The organism is Leadbetterella byssophila DSM 17132 (genome assembly GCF_000166395.1).
Taxonomy (GTDB): Bacteria; Bacteroidota; Bacteroidia; order Cytophagales; family Spirosomataceae; genus Leadbetterella; species Leadbetterella byssophila.
Window position 1 is genome coordinate 676216 of record NC_014655.1, and the last position, 20618, is coordinate 696833.

General features: G+C 39.9%; 22 protein-coding genes. 12 read left to right on the forward strand and 10 right to left on the reverse strand.

What is annotated here, in order from left to right:
- Positions 1 to 163 precede the first annotated feature (163 nt).
- Positions 164 to 1636: a type III PLP-dependent enzyme domain-containing protein gene (locus LBYS_RS03090; RefSeq protein ID WP_013407440.1), complete on the reverse strand. Its 1473-nt coding sequence runs from the start codon at positions 1634 to 1636 to the stop codon at positions 164 to 166.
- 140 nt (positions 1637 to 1776) lie between these two features.
- On the opposite strand from LBYS_RS03090, the gene LBYS_RS03095 reads away from it, so the two are divergent.
- Positions 1777 to 3135 (forward strand): UDP-N-acetylmuramate--L-alanine ligase, encoded by a 1359-nt coding sequence (locus LBYS_RS03095; protein ID WP_013407441.1) that lies wholly within the window; start codon positions 1777 to 1779, stop codon positions 3133 to 3135.
- Here the strand turns inward: LBYS_RS03095 and LBYS_RS03100 are convergent.
- Genes LBYS_RS03100 through thrA form a run of 4 tightly spaced genes read right to left on the reverse strand, consistent with a single transcriptional unit; the run spans position 3107 to position 8109 of the window.
- The gene (locus LBYS_RS03100) at positions 3107 to 4123 is read right to left on the reverse strand and encodes a glycosyltransferase family 9 protein (RefSeq protein WP_013407442.1); all 1017 of its coding nucleotides are present in this window, start codon (positions 4121 to 4123) and stop codon (positions 3107 to 3109) included. The two genes, LBYS_RS03095 and LBYS_RS03100, sit on opposite strands and share 29 nt — an antisense overlap.
- On the reverse strand, positions 4120 to 4716 hold the full coding sequence (locus LBYS_RS03105) for a DUF4254 domain-containing protein (RefSeq protein ID WP_013407443.1): 597 nt from the start codon (positions 4714 to 4716) through the stop codon (positions 4120 to 4122). The genes LBYS_RS03100 and LBYS_RS03105 overlap by 4 nt, the downstream gene beginning before the upstream one ends.
- Positions 4713 to 5639: a homoserine kinase gene (locus tag LBYS_RS03110; RefSeq protein ID WP_013407444.1), complete on the reverse strand. Its 927-nt coding sequence runs from the start codon at positions 5637 to 5639 to the stop codon at positions 4713 to 4715. Before LBYS_RS03110 ends, LBYS_RS03105 begins: the two co-directional genes overlap by 4 nt.
- A 10-nt stretch (positions 5640 to 5649) precedes the next feature.
- Positions 5650 to 8109 carry a bifunctional aspartate kinase/homoserine dehydrogenase I gene (thrA, locus tag LBYS_RS03115; protein WP_013407445.1) on the reverse strand — a complete coding sequence of 820 codons (2460 nt, stop codon included), beginning with the start codon at positions 8107 to 8109 and terminating at the stop codon, positions 5650 to 5652.
- 159 nt (positions 8110 to 8268) lie between these two features.
- Here thrA and LBYS_RS03120 point away from each other — a divergent pair, with 159 nt between their 5' ends.
- Genes LBYS_RS03120 through LBYS_RS03130 form a run of 3 tightly spaced genes read left to right on the forward strand, consistent with a single transcriptional unit; the run spans position 8269 to position 10167 of the window.
- Positions 8269 to 8568, forward strand: coding sequence for an autorepressor SdpR family transcription factor (locus tag LBYS_RS03120; protein ID WP_013407446.1), 300 nt, complete (start codon positions 8269 to 8271; stop codon positions 8566 to 8568).
- Positions 8565 to 9578, forward strand: coding sequence for an aminotransferase class V-fold PLP-dependent enzyme (locus LBYS_RS03125; RefSeq protein ID WP_013407447.1), 1014 nt, complete (start codon positions 8565 to 8567; stop codon positions 9576 to 9578). The genes LBYS_RS03120 and LBYS_RS03125 overlap by 4 nt, the downstream gene beginning before the upstream one ends.
- Positions 9579 to 9582: 4 nt before the next feature.
- On the forward strand, positions 9583 to 10167 hold the full coding sequence (locus LBYS_RS03130) for a MarC family protein (protein WP_013407448.1): 585 nt from the start codon (positions 9583 to 9585) through the stop codon (positions 10165 to 10167).
- On the opposite strand, the gene LBYS_RS03135 is transcribed toward LBYS_RS03130, so the two are convergent.
- The 4 genes from LBYS_RS03135 to LBYS_RS03150 all read right to left on the reverse strand — a co-directional run bounded on the left by LBYS_RS03135 (position 10148) and on the right by LBYS_RS03150 (position 12180).
- Positions 10148 to 10756 (reverse strand): lysoplasmalogenase, encoded by a 609-nt coding sequence (locus LBYS_RS03135; RefSeq protein WP_013407449.1) that lies wholly within the window; start codon positions 10754 to 10756, stop codon positions 10148 to 10150. The two genes, LBYS_RS03130 and LBYS_RS03135, sit on opposite strands and share 20 nt — an antisense overlap.
- 85 nt (positions 10757 to 10841) lie before the next feature.
- Positions 10842 to 11372: a 5' nucleotidase, NT5C type gene (locus tag LBYS_RS03140; protein ID WP_013407450.1), complete on the reverse strand. Its 531-nt coding sequence runs from the start codon at positions 11370 to 11372 to the stop codon at positions 10842 to 10844.
- Positions 11369 to 11617 carry a T9SS type A sorting domain-containing protein gene (locus LBYS_RS03145; protein WP_013407451.1) on the reverse strand — a complete coding sequence of 83 codons (249 nt, stop codon included), beginning with the start codon at positions 11615 to 11617 and terminating at the stop codon, positions 11369 to 11371. The genes LBYS_RS03140 and LBYS_RS03145 overlap by 4 nt, the downstream gene beginning before the upstream one ends.
- A complete protein-coding gene (locus LBYS_RS03150) occupies positions 11599 to 12180 on the reverse strand; it encodes a Maf family protein (RefSeq protein ID WP_013407452.1) in 582 nt (193 codons plus the stop codon). Before LBYS_RS03150 ends, LBYS_RS03145 begins: the two co-directional genes overlap by 19 nt.
- Positions 12181 to 12358: 178 nt before the next feature.
- On the opposite strand from LBYS_RS03150, the gene LBYS_RS03155 reads away from it, so the two are divergent.
- The 8 genes from LBYS_RS03155 to LBYS_RS03190 all read left to right on the forward strand — a co-directional run bounded on the left by LBYS_RS03155 (position 12359) and on the right by LBYS_RS03190 (position 19211).
- Positions 12359 to 12712 (forward strand): MarR family winged helix-turn-helix transcriptional regulator, encoded by a 354-nt coding sequence (locus LBYS_RS03155; RefSeq protein WP_229310451.1) that lies wholly within the window; start codon positions 12359 to 12361, stop codon positions 12710 to 12712.
- On the forward strand, positions 12709 to 13875 hold the full coding sequence (locus LBYS_RS03160) for an alpha/beta hydrolase family protein (protein ID WP_013407454.1): 1167 nt from the start codon (positions 12709 to 12711) through the stop codon (positions 13873 to 13875). Before LBYS_RS03155 ends, LBYS_RS03160 begins: the two co-directional genes overlap by 4 nt.
- On the forward strand, positions 13872 to 14987 hold the full coding sequence (locus LBYS_RS03165; RefSeq protein ID WP_013407455.1) for a lactonase family protein: 1116 nt from the start codon (positions 13872 to 13874) through the stop codon (positions 14985 to 14987). Before LBYS_RS03160 ends, LBYS_RS03165 begins: the two co-directional genes overlap by 4 nt.
- Before the next feature lie 69 nt (positions 14988 to 15056).
- The gene (locus tag LBYS_RS03170) at positions 15057 to 15983 is read left to right on the forward strand and encodes an aspartate carbamoyltransferase catalytic subunit (RefSeq protein WP_013407456.1); all 927 of its coding nucleotides are present in this window, start codon (positions 15057 to 15059) and stop codon (positions 15981 to 15983) included.
- Positions 15984 to 15986: 3 nt separating this feature from the next.
- On the forward strand, positions 15987 to 16478 hold the full coding sequence (locus LBYS_RS03175; protein WP_013407457.1) for an NADH-quinone oxidoreductase subunit C: 492 nt from the start codon (positions 15987 to 15989) through the stop codon (positions 16476 to 16478).
- On the forward strand, positions 16475 to 16963 hold the full coding sequence (locus LBYS_RS03180; protein ID WP_013407458.1) for a metallophosphoesterase family protein: 489 nt from the start codon (positions 16475 to 16477) through the stop codon (positions 16961 to 16963). The genes LBYS_RS03175 and LBYS_RS03180 overlap by 4 nt, the downstream gene beginning before the upstream one ends.
- Positions 16960 to 18336 (forward strand): hypothetical protein, encoded by a 1377-nt coding sequence (locus LBYS_RS03185; protein WP_013407459.1) that lies wholly within the window; start codon positions 16960 to 16962, stop codon positions 18334 to 18336. The genes LBYS_RS03180 and LBYS_RS03185 overlap by 4 nt, the downstream gene beginning before the upstream one ends.
- 59 nt (positions 18337 to 18395) lie before the next feature.
- A complete protein-coding gene (locus LBYS_RS03190; RefSeq protein ID WP_013407460.1) occupies positions 18396 to 19211 on the forward strand; it encodes a ZIP family metal transporter in 816 nt (271 codons plus the stop codon).
- Between the two features lie 22 nt (positions 19212 to 19233).
- Here LBYS_RS03190 and LBYS_RS03195 read toward each other — a convergent pair whose 3' ends face one another.
- Entirely contained in the window at positions 19234 to 20577 is a 1344-nt protein-coding gene (locus tag LBYS_RS03195) for a 3-keto-disaccharide hydrolase (RefSeq protein ID WP_013407461.1), read from the reverse strand.
- Positions 20578 to 20618 lie beyond the last annotated feature (41 nt).

Sequence of the window (20618 nt, forward strand, 5' to 3'; positions counted from 1 at the left end):
TTAGAAAGCTACAGTATGGCTAGGCTGATTCACTGCGGAATAGGCCGGACAGGTCTGTTTTCTACAACCTGTAGCCGTAATTCCTATCATTAGGAGTGCGATGATGAGCGTTTTTTTCATAATAGGACTGAATAGTAAATCTGGTTGTTAGTACGTAAATATACTATTTTTCTTTCGAATCCTCATGAAATTGCATTTTACTTGCACTTTCTAAGAGAGGTTCTGCTGGCTTCCTTTTGCTTCTATATCCTAAAATTTTCAACATAGACTCTTCTGTCTGCTCATCAGCAAAGAGTTCAGTAGTTATATTTCCATTCTCATCTCTGTCTATCAATACATGTTTAGGTGCTGGGATTAGACAGTGTTGTATTCCACCATATCCTCCTAAACTTTCTTGGTAAGCACCGGTATGGAAGAATCCTATATACTGATCATTCTTTTCATCAATGATAGGCATATATAAATCCTCAGAATGAGATTCTGTATTGTAATAATCTGCTGAATCACAGGTTAATCCTCCTAGATTGACCTTGGTGTATGGTGCATCCCAGTTATTGATAGGAAGCATGATGTACTTTTGTCCTATACCCCAAGAGTCAGGAAGCTGAGTGATGAATGATCCATCAATCATGTACCAAAGCTCTCTGTCGTTCTGCTGCTTTTGATCAATGATCTTATATAGTATAGCTCCACTTTCTCCTACTGTATAACTTCCGAATTCAGTAAAGATGTTAGGAACGGGTACATTGTTCTTGTGACAGATCCACTGAATGTTCTCAATGATTTCATCCACCATAGCCTGGTAGTCGAAATTATAAACTACGGATGTCTGAATAGGCATACCTCCACCGATGTCTATGGAGTCTAATTCAGGACAGATGCGTTTCATTTCACAGTATTTGAACATGAAACGAGTTAGTTCCGACCAATAGTAAGCTGTATCCTTAATACCTGAGTTGATAAAGAAATGGAGCATTTTTAATTTGAAACGCTCATCCGGTTTGATCTTTTTCAGGTACAAGTCATCTACGTCTTTGTAGCGGATACCAAGACGAGAGGTATAGAAAGAGAAGGTAGGTTCCTCATCTGTAGCGATACGGATTCCTATATTCACATGATCTGCTGTAACATTCTCCAGATAATGATCTATTTCATCCAGATTGTCGAGAATAGGAGTACAGTTAACAAATCCTTGATTGATGAGATTAGTAATATTCTTTAGATACTGAGGCATCTTATGTCCATTACATATCACATAAGTGTCTTTAGTGATCTTTCCTTCTTCATACAAAGTCTCAATAAGAGGAATGTCAAATGCAGAAGATGTTTCCAAATGGATATTATGCTTTAACGCCGTATCCAAGATGAATTTAAAGTGCGAAGACTTCGTACAATAACAGTAGGTATAATTCCCTCTGTAATTGTATTTCTTCATGGCATTCTTAAAGAGAATTTTAGAATGCTCTATGTGCTCACCAATCTTAGGAAGGTAGCTGATCCGTAGGGGAGTCCCGTACTTTCGGATCACATCCATCAGAGGTACGTTATTAAATAAAAGATTATTTTGGGCATCTACACCAAATTCCCGAGTAGGAAATTCAAACGTCTGCTGTATTAAATCGATGTACCTCTTCATTCGCCTTTTGCCTGCTGCTTTTAGAATTTAAAAAGTCGTGCAAAATTGATATATTTTTTACAACTTTGCAAAGGAAATAACGGGTTCTTACTGCTCACATTTTGCAGTTCTTAGAAAATATCATTAGCATTTAATTTTTCATGAATAAAGTCCATTTTATAGCTGTCGGTGGGGCAGTTATGCATAATCTTGCGTTAGCATTGCAGAGTAAAGGTTTTGAGGTTACGGGATCAGACGATGAAATCTATGAGCCGGCTTTGTCCAGATTGCAGCATGCAGGCATTTTGCCTCCGGATTTTGGTTGGTTTCCTGATAAAATCCATACTGGATTAGATGCAGTAATTTTGGGTATGCATGCCCGAAAGGACAATCCTGAACTTCTGAGAGCTCAGGAATTAGGGATAAAAGTGTATTCTTTTCCTGAATATGTTTATGAACAAAGCAAGGATAAAAAACGTGTAGTCATAGCTGGTAGTCATGGGAAAACTTCCATTACAAGTATGATCCTGCATGTACTTGCTTACTATAAGAAGGATTTTGACTATTTAGTAGGGGCTCAGATCGAAGGTTTTGATCTCATGGTGAGACTAAGTCATTCAGCACCTATCATGGTCATAGAAGGGGACGAATACTTGGCCAGTGCTTTGGATTTAAGATCTAAGTTCTTGTTCTATAAGCCCCATATTGCTCTAATCAGTGGAGTAGCCTGGGATCATTTTAATGTATTTCCAAAGTACGAAGATTATACAGGCACCTTTAGTAAACTTGCAGACAGTATTGAGCGACCAGGCGTCTTGCTTTATGATAAGACTGACGCAGATGCTGCTAAATTAGGAAGCGTTCCGAGGGAAGGAGTAGAAGAGATTCCATATGAAGCTTATCCTTATAAGGTGGAAGAAGGCAAGGTTTTTGCTTTAACGCCTAAAGGAGAAGTGGGATTAGAGGTCTTTGGAGAACACAATTTGAAAAACCTGAATGGAGCACGAATCATTTGCGAGAAATTAGGTATATCTGAGGATGAGTTCTTTGCGGCCATTGCCAGCTTTAAAGGTGCAGCAAAACGTCTCGAAACCGTAGCACATTCTGATTTGACCCACGTATTCAGAGATTTTGCACATGCACCTTCAAAAGTGAATGCTACTACTAAGGCGGTGAAAGAATTATACGGAGATCGTCCCTTAGTGGCAGCGTATGAATTGCATACTTATTCCAGCTTAAACAAAGACTTTTTACCTCACTATGCAGATACTTTAGAAGCGGCAGATACTGCCATAGTTTTCTTCTCTCCTCACACGCTTGAGATGAAGAGGATGCCGGCCTTAGATGCGGAGGAGATCAAGAAGTTCTTTAATAGAGAAGACCTTTTAGTATATACGGATTCCCTTGCTTTACAAGAATACCTGAAGAAACAAGATTGGAAAAACAAGAACCTATTACTGATGTCTTCCGGTACCTTTGGTGGCATGGATTTTAAGGAGTTTGGAAATTCTCTTTTATAATATTAAGTACCTTTTCTGGGGAGATTTGCTCTAAACAAGCATAATCTCCTCTTTTACAAGGTTCTTTACCAAATACGGAGCATGGCCTGCATGTAAGTTCCGCTCTAGATATTTCTATCTTAGTATTTTGATACAAAGGACCAAATCCTAACATGCTGTGAGTTGCTCCCCAAATGGAATAGACCTTGGTTCCAGATAAACACCCAAAATGTAGATTAGAAGTATCTCCACTGATCAGGAAATCTAATTTTGAGATTAATTCCAGTTCCTCCTCCAAACTAAAAAGTCCCACGGTATTATATACCCGTTCTGAAACCATTTGATCTAAGAGTTCTTTTTCTCTTTTTCCTCCACCAAGGAGTAGGATGTTATACTTAGGGTAGGCATTTTTAAGTTTTGGAACAAAGTCCAAATACTTTTCAAAAGGCCAAATTTTACCTTTATGTTGGGCAAACGGAGCAATGCCTATATAAGGAGGCTGGATCTCCCAGTTTTTGATCTTTTGCTGTGTAGCTTCTGTAGTAGTAAAGGCAGGGAGTGCAATTTCCCTGGCCGTGGATATGCCAGCAGAGGTAAACACATCTCGGTACTGCTCCGTAACATGTTTAACCGGTGTACTAGATTTGCCTTTAATGATGTCCTTTTTTTCTTTTCTGTGCTTATCTAATGTGTAGCACTTTTTACCTAGGAAATAGGTCTTTAAGGCAAAAGTCCTAAGGTTTTGGTGGAGATCAAGTATATAATCGGGCTGGTATTCAGTAAGCTCTTTATACAATCTGTAAAGGCCAAATGGCCCTTTGTGCTTACTTTCAAAATGACACTCGTGGACCTTGATTCTTTCTTCGTTTTGAAAAAAGGCGGAGAACTTGGGGCGTGTGACCATGATCACACGCAAATCAGGATTTTCTTTGAGTGCCCATTTGATAGGAAGAAGTGTTAATGCCACATCTCCCATAGCAGAGAATCTGAATACCAGCGCCGTTTTCATTTCTTGCCGTAGAAGATAGGATTCAAGCTAGGGTCATTGTACATTTTCATCTGCTTATACAGCTTCATGTACTTTCTACCTGCTTGCAGATCTTCCATTAATTCATCATAAGCTATTTCTAAGTCTTGCTCTTGAATCTTTAAGATGTAGAGTTTCTGCTTAACGGATTCCAGGTGGGCAGCGTCTACATCTGTTCTTTTCAATTGGTCCTCAAAATGATAGATTTTCAATTGTAAAATAGACATTCTATCCAGTAGCCACGCAGGAGTTTCAGAATTAAGTCTAGCTCCTTCCTGAATCTGCACCCCGTCTAAGGTTTTATAAAGATACTCGTCCATTTGTTCTACAGTATCCGTCCTATGCTGGTTAGAAGCATCAATTCTACGTTTAAGGCCTACCAGCTGAGAAGGATCAATCTCAGGATCGCGAATTAAATCTTCCAGGTGCCACTGCACCGTATCGATCCAGTTTTTTAGATACAAGAGGCCTTCAAAACCTTCGTATTTTTCTGGTTTTGGCGCGTCAACATGGTCAGTTATATGGTAGTCTTCAATAGACTCCCTGAATATTTTGTTTATTTCTTTGGCTTTCATAAGATTTTAGGACCACCTACATTTATCGTAGATACGTAAGTGGTAGCTTGTATGTTTACAGTTTCAAATTCATTCTTCATGGCAGTTGCCACTTTTTCCGCTGTCTCTCTCCCTTTAGAAAAAGCAAATATTGAAGGTCCTGCTCCTGAGATACTGCAACCCAATGCACCGGCATCCATGGCTGCCATTTTAACCTCGAAGAAGCGCGGAATTAAAATAGATCTGATGGGTTCAATGATAAAATCTACCATTGATCTTCCTATCAGACCATAGTCTGAACTCATAAGTCCGGCTATCATCCCACTCACGTTACCCATTTGCGAAATGGCTTTGTTCATGGATACTTCGTTTTTAAGTATATGTCTCGCATCCTTTGTATTCACTTCCACGTCAGGATGTATTAGGCTCACAAATAAGTCTTCAGGAACCGGTACTTGAAATACATCAAGTGGGGAATAGGACCTTACTACTACAAAACCTCCTAGAAGAGCGGGTGCTACATTATCTGCGTGTGCTGCACCACATGCTACTCTTTCGCCTTCCATCGCAAAAGGGAGTAGTTCTTTCCTTTTCAAAGGTTGGCCTAGTAATTCATTGGCCGCAAAAACTCCGGCTACTGCACTTGCAGAGCTGCTACCTAGGCCTGAACCCAGAGCCATTTTCTTATGCAGTACCACATCAAATCCGGCATTTGAGCCTATACTTTCCAAATATTTAATAATGGGTACAGTAACCGTGTTCTTATTAGGGTCTTTGGTTAATTTGCCTCCATCCCCCGTGATCTCCTGTATACATATCTGAGAGTCATTTCTGCGTGTGAGAATGACCTCGTCTCCAGGATTATCCACGGCCAAGCCGAAGATGTCAAATCCGCAAGCTACGTTAGCTACAGTGGCCGGTGCAAATACTTTTATACTATTCAAAACTATGTTTTTAGGCTAAGAAACTACTTAAACTGATAATATCTGCAAATACGCCCATAGCGGTTACTTCTGCACCCGCTCCAGGCCCTTTAATTACCAGTGGGTTATGTAAATAACGGTCTGTGGTAAATGAGACAATATTTTCTGATCCTGCCAAGCTATAGAAAGGGTGTGTGGCATCCACAGCAGTCAATCCTATTTTTGCTTTGCCTTCTTCAAACCGGGCAATGAATCGAAGTCTTTTTCCTTCTTCATGGGCAGTCTGGATTTGTTTGGCGTATATCTCATTTTCCTCTTCTAATACCTGGTAAAATGCATCTACGGTAGGAGCGGCTAAGGCTCTTTCGCTTAGGATAGGAGTGATTTCTACGTCTTCTAATTCTAATTTTATACCACACTCTCTAGCTAATATGAGTATTTTTCGAGCTACGTCCGTTCCGCTTAAATCATCTCTGGGGTCCGGTTCCGTGTAGCCTTTTTCTTTGGCCTCCTTTACCACATCTACAAAAGATCTGTCTATATCAAAAGTGTTGAAGATATAAGATAAAGTACCGCTCAGTACGGCTTCAATCTTCTGGATTTGGTCACCGCTATTGATCAAACCTTGTAAGGTGTTAATGATAGGCAAACCTGCTCCTACATTTGTTTCGTATAAGAATTTAACGTTTCTCCTTTTTGAGATGTCTCTAAGTAAGGCATATTCTTCATATGATCCGGAATTAGCTACCTTATTCGGAGTGACGATAGATATATTACTTTGCAGTAAAGGGGCGTAATACTGAATGATGTTTTTGTCGGCAGAACAATCTACAAATACGGAATTGCTCAGGTTCAAAGCTTGCATATCTTCAAAGAACTCACTTTGATTCACTACTTCTCCGTCCTCTAATAAACGCTCAATGGCGTCATCGAGGGGAATTCCTTCCGGGTTTAAAAGCATTTTCCGAGTGTTAGTCATACCTACTAATCGGATACTTACGTTCTTCTCCTTCTTCAGGTATTCCCTTTGTGCGAGTATCTGTCTTAGCAGTGTTCGTCCTATTAATCCAGTCGGACCTAAGATAAACAAGTTGATGGTAAAGCCATCAATCTCAAAAAAGGATTCATGCACTGCATTCAGGGCTTTGGCAATGTCCTTTTTCTTGATTACCACAGAGATATTTAGCTCAGATGAGCCTTGGGCAGTAGCTACTACATTAATACCGTTCTTACCTAAAACGGAGAATAGTTTACCGGAAATACCGGAGCTGGAACGCATTCCTTCACCTACTGTAGCCAGGATAGAGAGGTTATATTGGATAGAGACATTCTCTATCTCTCCATTCTCGATCTCAGATCTAAAGCCTCTTTCTAAAATGTTTCTTACCTTCTCACCCGCAGTAGGTTCTACTGCAAAACAGATGGAATGCTCAGATGAAGCCTGGGTGATCAGTATGACAGATATGTTATTATCTGCTAATAGGCCAAACAACTTAGCTGATACCCCAGCTACTCCTATCATGCCATTACCTTGTAAATTCACTAAAGCTATGTCATCGATGGAGCTGATTCCCGTAATGGAATATGCCTTTTGTGCTACGGTTTTGCTAATAATGGTTCCCGGATGTGCACTATCGAAGGTGTTCAGGATACGTATTGGAATATCTCTTTGAAAGGCAGGAATCAAACTAGGAGGGTAGATGACCTTTGCTCCAAAATGAGAGAGTTCCATGGCTTCTGAATACGAGATCTCAGGTATAGAAAAAGCATTCTTCACTTTTCTGGGATCTGCGGTCATCATGCCGTTCACGTCAGTCCAAATCTCTATGACTTCAGCATTTAGTGCAGCCCCTAGGATGGAAGCTGTATAGTCTGAGCCACCTCTGCCTAAGGTAGTGGTTACACCTTTTTCATCTGATGCGATAAATCCGGTTACACAGTATATTACCTCCGTATTGTTAAGATTTTGGATAATATTTTCATGTGTGCTTAAGGTATCAACTTCCGCACAACCGTAAGTACTATTCGTTTTTATAATCTTCCTAGCATCCCAATATTCGGTAGGTATACCTCTTTCTTGTAGAATGAAGGCTAGCATTTGGGTGGATAGTCTTTCACCGAAGCTCACCAGGAAGTCTGATGTTCGGGGAGTGAGTTCCTGGATGTAGGTGATCCCTTTTAGAAAATCTTCCAGGTCATTAATTTCTCCCTTAATCCTAGCTAGGATTGCACTTTGAGATTTTACTGGAACCAAAGCTTTGATCACTTCAAAGTGACGATCTTCAATGGTTTTTAGGATCTCTTGATAGCTTGATTTGCCAGTTGCCGCCAAATTTCCCGCTTCAATAAGCTTGTTTGTCACACCTGACATGGCTGAAAATACGGCAACTAAACCTTGGGACTTGCTGTGTTTCTTTTGGATAATGTCTGCTACTTCTGTGATGCTTTGAACTGTGCCTACAGAAGTTCCGCCAAATTTTAGGATTCTCATGTGATTTAATGATTACGCCCCTATACAATACGCAAATATACCAAATATTCTTTGTGTAAGTGGTGAGGGAAAGGGTTTTCATAAAGAAAATTAGAGAAAAATTTGACATAATAAAATATAGTTAGTTATTTGTATAAATATTAAGTTAACAACCCTATCATGGATAAGTATTTTAAGGCTTTGAATGATGGTACCCGTCGGGAAATCCTTGAGATTCTGCGCATTCACCCTGCTGCAGCCGGGGAGATTGCAGACAGGTTTAACATTTCAAAGCCTAGTATCAGTCACCATCTGGACATTTTAAAGCAGGCGGAACTGGTTACGGCTAAAAAGAAAGGCCAATTTGTGATGTACTCTATTAACCTACCTGCCTTAGACGAAGTATTTCAATGGTTTTCCTTGTTCAAGTCAGAAATCAATGCAGAGAAACCTAGAATCAGAATTCCTTTAAAAGTATGATCAACTTCTATCCGGGACCTTCCAAGATCTATTCAGAAGTTCCCCAATATGCCCAGGAAGCGTTTGAGCTGGGTATACTGGAACGGAACCATAGATCTGAGCAAGGCATGGAGTTGATTGGGTCCTGTATCCTGGAGTTAAAAAGACATTTGGAGATCCCTTCGGATTATTCTGTGTATTTTGTTTCTTCCGCTACGGAGGCCTGGGAGATTTGTGCACAGTCTTTGCTAGTGGAGCCCACGTTTGTCTACAATGGAGCATTTGGAAAAAAATGGATGGAGTATTCCAAAGGAATTCTTCCAGATTCGCATTCTTTATCCTTTGAGCCGAATGAATTTCCCATGTTTCCCACCCATGGAGATGTGTGCGTTGTGGCAAATGAGACCTCAAACGGAACGCATATACCTTGCATCCCTCAGGAAAGAGAAGGCTTAATAGTCATGGATGTGGTTTCTTCTTTGGGGGGAAGGGCTTATGAAATGTCCAAAGTGGATGTCTGGATTGCCTCTGTTCAGAAGTGTTTCGGCCTACCATCAGGAATGGGGCTACTGATTCTTTCTCCAAAAGCACGCATGAGAGCAAAGGAAAAGGGAGAGCGTCTACACTATAATAGCGTTCTTTTTTTAGAAGAGAATTTCTCTAAGCATCAGACCCCCTATACGCCGAATCTATTGGGAATTTATCTTCTGAAGAGGGTTTTGGAAGGTTTAGAGGGAAAGAAAATCATACATTCACGGTTGGAGCAAAGAGCGCAACAATTGTATAATGAACTTAGGGAATATTATGCCCCACTGATTGAAAATCCTGATTTGAGATCCACCACCGTGCTAGTATTCAAATGTGACCATCCTAGAGAACTTTCCCACTTTTTGGAGAAAAATGGAGTGCTTATAGGGAAAGGCTATGGGGAGTGGAAAGAAAATACTTTCAGAATAGCGAATTTTCCGGCTATTCCTGACTTGCACTATAAAGAATTATCTAGATTACTTTCTATTTTTGTAAAAACATAGTGCCATGGATTTTTTCTCCGAATTTAATTTCAAAGAATTGTTTTCTATTACTCTTATCCTGTTTTCAGTGATAGATATATTAGGTTCTATCCCTATTATTCTAAATCTTAGAAAGAAGATAGGTAATGTACATGCAGAGCGTATTACTTTGATCTCTGGTATACTGATGATTGTATACCTTTTTGTAGGAGTTAAGATCTTACAACTTTTTGGAGTTGATGTGGAATCTTTTGCGGTAGCGGGTGCCTTGATTCTACTGATCATTGCCTTTGAGATGATCTTGGGAAGGGAAATCTTTAAACATACTCCTTCTGCGGATAGTAAGGCATCCAGCATTGTTCCACTTGCTTTTCCTATCATTGCCGGTGCGGGTACCATGACTACCTTAATTTCACTAAAGGCGGTTTATCATGATGTCAATATCCTGGCCGGTATTTTCATTAACCTGATTCTCATTTTTGTAGTGCTAAAATCATCCGGTTGGTTAGAAAGAAAACTGAATCCGGGAACTGTGGAAGTACTTCAAAAGGTATTTGGTTTGATTATTCTGGCTATAGCTATCAAGTTGATCAAGCAAAATCTTTTTTAGACCATCCCTTTAAAATGAGGTACTGAGCCGCTCCGTATGTTCCCATGATGAAGAATGCGGAGTAGGGAAGACTCTGGAAAAATTTATTGTATGCTATTAATGAGTCTGATAGGATAAAGAGCAGTGCGCCTAAGGTAATCCATTTTTTGCTTTTTAAGTCCAAAGATGAGGCCATAATACCCATACCTGTTATGACAGAGCAATATGTGATGACCGGCCATTTCATTTCTAGCGGTATATGCGGTAGAAGGAATATGAGATAGGCGCTGGTAATCAATGCTAGGAGAAAGATAGGGATAAAACTGAATGTATAGTAGGGCTTGAATAAGATGATATAAGCTATATGTGCAAAAAGAAAGGAAACTAAACCTGGAAAAAATTGCCCATCTAACATTAAAAAAATGTCTCCTAACCAGCTCCCCACTAAGGCTACATAAAGCCACTTGTCCTTTATACCTTTTTGGTAGGCTAGATACATCAGTAAAGGCATTAATAATGGTTTTGTGATCCAAACTAAGGGTCTATGATAGGCTGTACTTCCGTAGATTTCTAGTAAGAGAACCACTAGGTAGAGTAGGGCAATTCTCATGTTTTATTTAAGGTTGGGTTTCAATTTTTATAATTTCAAAACCAAAATAGAGAATAGTGGTTTTTGTTTCAATTCATTATGGGATTTATTCTTTTCCTGCACACCCTATAAGGTCTCTGATCTCTCTCCATGATTTTACCCTTTCATAGCCTTGTACCTGCGTATTATGCATGGAATGAAATAGTATTTTCCTGCCTGAGAAGTTTTCAAAATTCCTGGCGTGGTCATCAATCATTATGTCTCCATGCACTATAGATTTATCTCCACAGAAAACTCGATTTCTCCAGGAAATGAAGGGGAAGTGTTCATCTAACCATTCCATTTTTTCAGTTAGAGATAAGGGAAATTCCGTAGCCGCTGAAACGATATAGACCTCAAATTTTTCATTAAGCTCTTTCACTACATCTATAGCATCCGGAAAAACTTTTATGTCTCTGAAGAAACCGGGTTCATATAAAGCGTCTCTATAGGAATTATGTCCTTTGATATATTCATAAAAATGCTTATCTTCAAAAAAGGATTTTTCTAATTGAAGTCCGTTCCTTTGATTGAATACATCCAGAATCTTTGCGCCGGTATCCGCCAGCACATCATCCATATCTATTAATAATCTCATGGGTGATATCCTTTTACTATCTTTTTAGATGATATTTTATCATTTTGATTAACCAAAACAAAATAAATTCCCTCAGGAAGGCCACTTAGATCAAAATCATGTAATCCCTTATCATGAATAGATTCTGACAGAAGCTTTCCTGCCAGGTTTTGTAATTCAAACCGGGTAGATACTCCCGCTGGTACTTTTACATATACTTTGTCATCTTCTTCGTTCATGAAGATGACTACTTGTTCTCTTCCCATGTAATAAATGGTTTCAATTGTGAGTAAATGAGGTGAATGGGTAGTCCCATCACGGTGTAGAATGAACCATCAATTTTTTCAATTCCCGCCATTCCAATGAAATCTTGAACACCATAGGAGCCGGCTTTGTCAAAAGGTTTATAATTCTTTATGTAATAATCAATCTCAGCATCTTCTAGTGTTTTGAAGTGCACTTTGGTACAGTCTGAGATGGTATGAATCCCATTTGGATCTGAAATACATACTCCGGTAACTACTTCATGTGTTTTTCCGCTCAGTTTCTTAAGCATTGTAAATGCTTCTTCATAGTCGCTAGGCTTGTTTAAAATCTCTCCCTCAACTATTACTACAGTATCAGCTCCAATAATTATTCCCGCCTGAGGTAAAGCAGCTTCTACCTTTCTTCTAGCCAGGATTTCCGGTACTTTGTATAGGTTTTCAGAAGGGTCAAATGACTCGTCAGTGTCTGTAGGACGGATGATTATAGTAAACCCTGCTTCTTCAAGTATTTGTTTTCTTCTAGGTGATCCGGATACTAATGTAATTTTCTCATTTAATTTCATGAATGGTTTGGAAAATAAGCTTACTTTTGTAAATTATGTTAATACATGAAAGTGAAAGTAGCTTATGAGTTTAGAAACTGAAATCAAGCAAACTCGTCCCTTTCAGTCAGAAAGCGAGAAATGCATCGTAAATATCATATATACGAACAATTTGATAACTATCTTTCACAATAAAATCGTGAAGGAATTTGATATTAGTATCGAACAGTATAACGTTTTACGTATTCTAAAGGGGCAACATGGCCAACCCATCACCATCAACGGAATCATAGAGCGTATGTTAGATAAGATGTCAAACGCTTCCCGTTTAGTGGATAAGTTGTATTATAAGGGACTGGTGGAGCGCAAGCAGAAAGAGTCCAATAGGAGGGCTTGCGATGTGACTATTACAGAAAAAGGAGAAGAGGTGCTAAATGCCATTTCTGATAAAATGACTCAGATGATGAACGAACACCTTGATCTAGATACAGAGGAAATGAGGAGGTTGAATGAACTATTAGACAAATTCAGAGAAAAACTCATAAAAGCATGAAAAAGTGGTACTTCTTACTATTAATAGCCTTTGTTTCTTGTAAAAATTCGGATGAGCCGGAGTTGGCTTCCCGACTAGTAGATGTTCAGGAAGTAAAGGAAATGAAGAAGGAAGAAGTGCTGGCTTTAGCAGCTCCCTTAATGGGGGATTTGGCGCCTTTGATAGGTGGTGCTTTAAAACATGATATCAAACTGTACAAAGTGAGGTATACCACTATCACCACTGATGGAAAAGAAATTGTAGCATCAGGTGCTTTGGTCATGCCAATAGGTGCCGCTAAGGTTCGGCTTTTAAGCATACAACATGGCACCCAATTTGAAGAGTCAGATGCTCCTTCGTATTTTAAGTCAGGTACTGAAAGTCTTTTAGCTTTATTTATGGGAGCTGTGGGCTTCGCTACAGCTATGCCGGACTATGTGGGTTATGGGGAATCCAAAGCGGAACCGCATCCGTACGAACATGCAGAGGGATTAGCGGTCCCAGCAGTAGATTATCTATTGGCTGTTAAGGAATTCATGAAGGAGGCTAAGACCGACTGGGATAATAGATTGTATCTGGCCGGCTATTCAGCTGGCGGTTATGCTACTTTGGCTACTCAAAAATTAATAGAAGCAAGCTTTAGTAAAGAATTTAATTTGGTGGCAAGTTCTTGCGGTGCCGGTGCGTATAATAAGTCCTTACTTTTGGATTTGTTTGTAAATGAACCTACAGCCGGAGAGGCTAACCATAACCGTTCTTATATTTGGGTACTTCAAACCTATAATCGAATTTATAATTGGAAAAAGCCCATGTCCTATTTCTTTAAGGAGCCTTATGCTTCAGCCATTGAAAAGGACGGGTATAAGGTTAATTTTACAGGCAGCTTTAATACGCTTTTGAATCCCACTTTTGTGAGTTCGTATAATGGAGGAGGGGAGGAAGAAGTCAGGAAAGCCTTTAAGGAAAATGATCTCACGCATTGGAAGTCGCTGACTCAAACCTTATTGGTACATGGAGATGCAGACACTTACGTTCCTTACATAAATTCCAAAACAGCTTATGAGGGTATGACGGAAGCAGGCTCTCCAAAAGTAAATTTGGTCACGGTAAAGGGAGGTACACATGAATCATCAATCCAGGAATTCATACTTCGCACATATATACAATTCGGCGCTAATCCATGAAAAAACTTTCCTTTGGACTAATTCTATCCGTTTCTACTTTTGCCCAAGCCCCTGATTTTGATGCTAAGGGATTATTTTACCTTCAAGATGGTCAGGATAAATTGGGCTATTTTGCACTCCCTCTGAAGCTACAGGATTCCCGTCACCCCTCAGAGATTGGGATTTCAAACTCCATTGAAAACAATCACAGAATTATAGGGCTTAAGGCTAAGAGTGTATATATACTTGAAACCAAAGGGCAAAAGCAGGGAGAGGAATATGCGCCCGGAACTTATGTTAGTGTAGTAAAGTTGCAAGATCATCAGCTTCGGCCCGATTATAGATTTCCGGTAGCGGAGAACCCCACATCCTTAAGTTTTGATCCTTCCCAGCATTATTTAACCATCAGTTCTACAACCGCCGGAAATGAGATTCAAATCTTTGAATTGGATGATTTTGGGAAGCCTATCCGTTTACTTCCGGGAGTATTGCATATGGAAGGTGGAGCTATAAATGATTTGATTTGGCATCCCAATAAGCAATATCTTGCATTTATTAGAAAGGAAGACAAAGAGTTAGGCCTGATTCGGGTGGTTTGGGATAAAAACAGAATCATACGTTTAGAACAGGTGGGCGAGTTGACCAAATTTGAGGGAGTTCCAAGCCAAGGGGCCTTTAGTAAAGATGGTAAGTCCTTTTTTCTTTTGGATGAAGGAGATGATCACCGAAAAGGTCAGATTTTTGTTATTCGTTTGAGTCAGGACGACTCTGGGAAACATCAGTTGATTTCACGCATAGATGTAGGATTTCAGCCAAGGCAATTGAGTTTACATCCTTCCGGAGATTACTTAGGAGTAACTCATGGGAAAGTGGAAGCTATGGTCAGCATTTTCTCCTTTAAAAATGAGAGCCTAGAATTAAGGTCGGAAATCACAACAGACGGGCTGCAGCCGGCCTCTCTAAAATGGGATAAGAACGGGAAGAATTTAGCCATCTCTTGTGCTTACACCAAACAATTTGGAAAGCCTATAGGACAGATTTATTTCTATAAGTTTTCTTCGGGAAAGCTTGAAAAGCAGAGTGGAAGCGTAGTGATGAACGCAGGAATACACCAAATGGAAGTTTGGCATTGATTGCAATTTTCGCTTTTGTATTGGGAAAACGGCCTAAATCTTACTAAATTTGTCAAATTATTCTTCTCGATGCAGCAGGCCATAAGTACTAGACATTTGCTGGGCATAAAGAACATCACGGCCCAAGATATAGAGCTCATATTAGAAACAGCAAAAAGTTTTAAGGAAGTGATCAATAGGCCTATTAAAAAGGTGCCTTCCTTGAGAGATATCACCATTGCTAATCTATTCTTTGAAAATTCTACCCGTACTCGTCTTTCCTTTGAGTTAGCAGAGAAGAGACTTTCAGCAGATACTATTAATTTTACTTCTTCCGGTAGTTCAGTTAAAAAAGGGGAAACCCTTTTGGACACTGTAAATAACATCCTAGCCATGAAGGTAGATATGGTAGTCATGCGTCATAGCAGCCCGGGAGCTCCACATTTCTTGTCGGATAAGATCAAAGCTAACATAGTAAATGCCGGAGACGGTACTCATGAGCACCCTACCCAGGCCCTTCTTGACTCTTTCTCCATGCAGGAGAGGTTAGGAGATTTGGCCGGGAAAAGGATAGCTATTATAGGTGACATTACCCACTCAAGGGTAGCTTTGTCTAATATCTTCTGCTTGCAAAAATTAGGAGCAGAAGTGGCTGTTTGTGGTCCTACAACATTGATACCTAAATATCTTCATACCTTAGGCGTTAAAAGATTCGATACGGTAGGAGAAGCCTTGAGATGGTGTGATGTGGCTAACGTATTGCGTATCCAACTAGAACGTCAGCAATTGAAATTCTTCCCTTCTTTGAGAGAATATTCCTTGTATTATGGAATTACGAAGAAGATGCTGGATGAATTGGATAAAGAGATCATAGTCATGCATCCTGGGCCTATAAATAGGGGTGTGGAACTAAGCTCTGATGCTGCGGATTCCGGACACTCTATCATCCTGGATCAGGTGGAAAACGGAGTAGCCGTGAGAATGGCCGTAATGTATCTTTTGGCACAAAAAAATTAAAAAATGAATTTAAGCTCCAGTCTACATATTGCGCAGACTTTAGAAAAGGAGCTAGGAATAGCTGTAGAATATCATGGAGATGTTCTACAGCCTTTTTTGCAGATAAAGTCGGAAGATTTACACAGTATCTGCACGTTTTTGAATAAAACTCCTGGGTTTTACTTTGATTTTCTCCACTGCATTACCTGTGTAGATAATGGGCCTTCCGCAGGCACACTGGATTTGATTTATCATCTAAGTTCTCTTCCCCTTGAACATGGAATTATTCTCAAAATGACGCTTCCTAGGGAAGATTCTGAAGCTCCAAGTTTAACGGAACTGTGGAAGACTGCTGATTGGCACGAAAGGGAGATCTTTGATCTATTCGGTGTTAAGTTTACTGGGCATCCGGATTTAAGGCGCATTCTTTTGCCGGCCGACTGGCAAGGCCATCCCTTGAGGAAGGATTATGTTGAGCAGACGCATTATCACGGAATTAAAGTGAAGTGGGAATGATTCGCATAGGTCTTATATCTGACACACATTCCTATTTAGATCCCGGCGTATTTACACATTTTCAGGACTGTGATGAAATCTGGCATATAGGTGATGTAGGGGATATTTCCGTTTCTGATGCTTTGGCTGGTTTTAAACCCTTATATGGCGTTTATGGTAATATAGATGGGCCTCCTTTACGCTATGAGTGGCCAGAGCATCTGCTTTTAGAAAGAGAAGGTTTAAGAATACTAATTATTCATATTGGTGGATTACCCGGTAAGTTTCCAGCTAAAGTTAAAAGCTTGATTAAAAAGCATAATCCACACTTGTTTATTTGCGGACATTCCCATATTTTACGTGTAATTAAAGGGGATGGACTGGTGTATATTAATCCAGGCGCTGCCGGTAGACATGGTTTTCATGCCGTTCGTACCCTTATGAGAATGGAGTTATCAGAGGGTAAAATCTCCCATTTGGAGGTTGTTGAACTAGGCAAAAGATGAAACACTTAATCCCTTTACTTTTTCTTTCACTGGCTCTCCACGCTCAATTACGTGAAGTAGCGCATAATAGTATCCTTCTTCCGGAGGGTGTTCAGGAAGACCTGGATTTGATACCTTATGAAGAGGATGTTCTATTGGTCAATTATCAGACGGATCCTTACGGTAGAGATAGGAAGATCAGTTTTTATAAATTCAATGGAAATCTGGAGGTCATCTGGAATCCCATAGCGCCTCTGCCTCGATTCTATGAGCCCATAGGGCAGGTGGTTAGCGGTAGATCTCTTTACCACTTATCCCATGATAAAGGATCAAAGAAGTTCCATCTCTTAGATTTTGACCTCTTTACTCATAAGGTAACTGCTCATTCGTTTGAATCCCTGACCAGCTTAGATAAGATAGGCTTCTCTGTATTTAAGGGAATGCCGATTGTATATGGGTGGTACAATGATAAACCAGTGATAGAGATTCATGATTTGGAAGCAAAGACAGGGAAGGTTTTACCACAGGTATATCAAAAAAATACCGAGCTCAGAGGGCTTTTCTTCAATTCCATGAGGGATGAAATTTACGTTTTGACCTCTTCTAGTACCACCTGTATAGTTAGTTTGGGCACATATGATGCAAATGGAAAACTACTCTACAGGAAGATTTTGGGAGACAAAAAGCATAAGTTGCAAGACTTCGATTTTACTTTAGGATCAGATGGGACTCCCTATTTAGCTGGCACTTATAATTCTTATTGTGCTCCACTCGCAGAAGGGTTTTTCTTCGGTTCTTTAGAAGAACCTCTACATTTTAAAAGTTTGATATCCTTTTCTAAGTACACGGAAAATCTACCTTCAAGGCAGGTAAGGCGATTAGAAATGAAAAGGGATAAAGGTAAGAAGATAGATATACGGCAAAAAACTTTGTTCCGTGCCAATGGATTTGTGTCCACTTTAGAATTTTATCAGGCTTTGTCCTCTTCAGCTCAGATCCAAAATTATCAGGGGGGAAGCATGACGGTAAGTGAGAATAAAGTGAATCAATTAATGGTTCTGGAATGGGATCAAGATGGAAATGTAGTTCAGGAAGATGTATTCAAGATCGAAAGTGATCCTTTTATTCGATTTGAACCTCAAAGCGCATTGCTGTTTACCAAAGATCAGTTTGTTCCCTTCTTACCCTACAAGAGAGGGTTAAGTTACCTCATTGATGGAAAGAAAGAATTCCATTTACTATTCTCTCCAGAGGAACCATGGAAGGTAGATGATGGTGATTTCTCAGTCCAGACTTTAGATTTTAAATCTCTACTCGTTTATGGTGTGGCAGAGTCCCGTCCTTTTGAAGCTGGTAGCCAGCAGATCTATTTTATCAAAAAGCTGCAATGGTAGATTGATTATATATGAGAGAGTTAGTATTTTTGTTCTCAAACTTAGATTAATCTAACATTATGCATTTAGAAGACTTACTTTCATGGCATCCGGTATTCTTGGCCTTGTTAGCTACCTTATTTACATGGGGAGTTACAGCTGTAGGTGCTTCCTGTGTTTTTTTCTTCAAAGAAATCAATAAGAAAGCTTTAAACCTCATGTTGGGCTTTGCTGCAGGGGTTATGATCGCTGCAAGTTTCTGGTCGCTTCTCGCACCAAGTATAGCATTAGAGGAAGAGAGAGGAGGGATCTCTTGGCTACCTGCAGTGATAGGTTTTCTCTTTGGTGGTGCTTTTTTATTTGCCATGGATAAGTTTCTGCCGCATGTGCACTTAAGTAAAAGCACGGAAGAAGCGGAGGGAATTAAGACTTCTTGGCATCGCAGTGTACTTCTGGTATTGTCAATTACTTTACATAATATTCCTGAAGGTTTAGCGGTAGGTGTAGCGTTTGGAGCCTTATTGCAGAATCCAAGTATGGAGGTACTGACTACAGCTATTGCTTTAGCCATGGGTATAGGTTTACAAAACTTTCCGGAAGGTGCTGCGGTTTCTATCCCATTGCGACGAGAAGGTTTCTCCAGATGGAAAGCCTTTAAATATGGCCAGCTGAGCGGGATGGTGGAACCTATTGCAGGCGTTTTAGGAGCCTTACTCGTTTTGTATGTAGCTCCTGTTCTGCCTTATGCCTTATCTTTCGCGGCAGGTGCGATGATCTTTGTGGTAGTTGAGGAATTGATACCTGAGTCTCAAAATGGAGACGAGACTGACTTATCTACTGTAGGGACTATGCTTGGATTTGCGCTGATGATGTTTTTAGATGTGGCATTAGGATAAAGGATGCCGAAGCATCCTTTATTTATTTTAATTCGCGAATCTTGATGTTTTTGTATTTTACTAGATCACCATGGTCTTGAAGTAAGATCGGGCCTTCTTTTGCTGCTCCAAAACCTTCAAAATCTTTGTATTTACTTCTTGCAACCAGTGCTTTGAAGATATTGTCATTTCTTTTGTATTCTAGTACTTTAAATCCGTTTAACCAGTGTTCTACTCTATTGTCAGGGTAAACTACTATTCTACCGGTTTTCCAGTCGGTTTTCTTACCAAAGAAACGCTTGTCAATCTTTTCAGAAGGAATCAGGTCATATAGGCTAGCCAGGGTTCTGTTCCCTACGGCTCCCATTTTCGCATCCGGATGTTTTTCATCATCCAGAATTTGATATTCTAGACCTATTCCGGATTTACCGCCTGAATCAAATTTCTCTTCTACGAAGTATTTTACGCCTGAGTTAGCACCTTCGCTGAGTTGGAAAGAGAAAACTAACTCAAAAGCAGAGAATTTACGGGTACTTACTATATCATTACCCGTCTCAGAACCGTCTGATGGGCTAACTATCATTTGGCCATCCTTAACGGTCCATCTTTTGGTTGGCATTTCCTGCGAGTATACATTTCTCCAGCCGCTCAGGTCTTTACCGTTAAAAAGTAGGGTGAATCCTTGGTGCTTTTCTTGATCAGAAAGGTAGTTATCTATCAAGTTCACCACAGGGGTATTATCTACCGGACTAAGTTTAGGATTTTTGGTATTGATACGAATGTTCTTCCATTTGATTTTCATGCCCGGTTTCATTTCAGCATAGATGCTGTGAACCTGTAGTGCGATAAAACCTTTTGGAGTCATATCATCTATCAAATAAGATACCGGAACACCATTGATAAAGGTTCTGATATGAGTACCAATGGCCTCAATTCTATACTTGTTCCATTGTCCCATTTTGAAAGCTTTTTTCGCTTCTGGGTTGTTTTCAGGGAAAGTTAACCAGTCTCTTCTGCCTTCGTCATAGATTCCACCAGACCATCCTCTGGAAGATGGATCTATCTCCATTTGGTATCCGTGAACTCTGCCGTTTTGATAATCCGGCTTAGAAAGACTTCTAAACTGAATACCTGAGTTCATAGGTTCATCAAGGTACAGATCAAGTTCCAAAACAAAATCTCCATATTCCTCTTCAGTTACCAAAAAGGAATTAGGTGTGTTACTGACCGTGATACCTACAATAGCACCGTCCTCCACTTTGTAGATGGCTTTTCCTCCCAACTGTTTCCAACCATCTAAATTCTTTCCATTAAATAAAGGTTTCCATTCCTGTGCGAAACCCTGAGCGCTCCATAATAACGCCGCTACTAGAAGTTTTTTAATCATAAGGTCAATTTATAATGGCTTAAATATACGAGGAAAGGCCT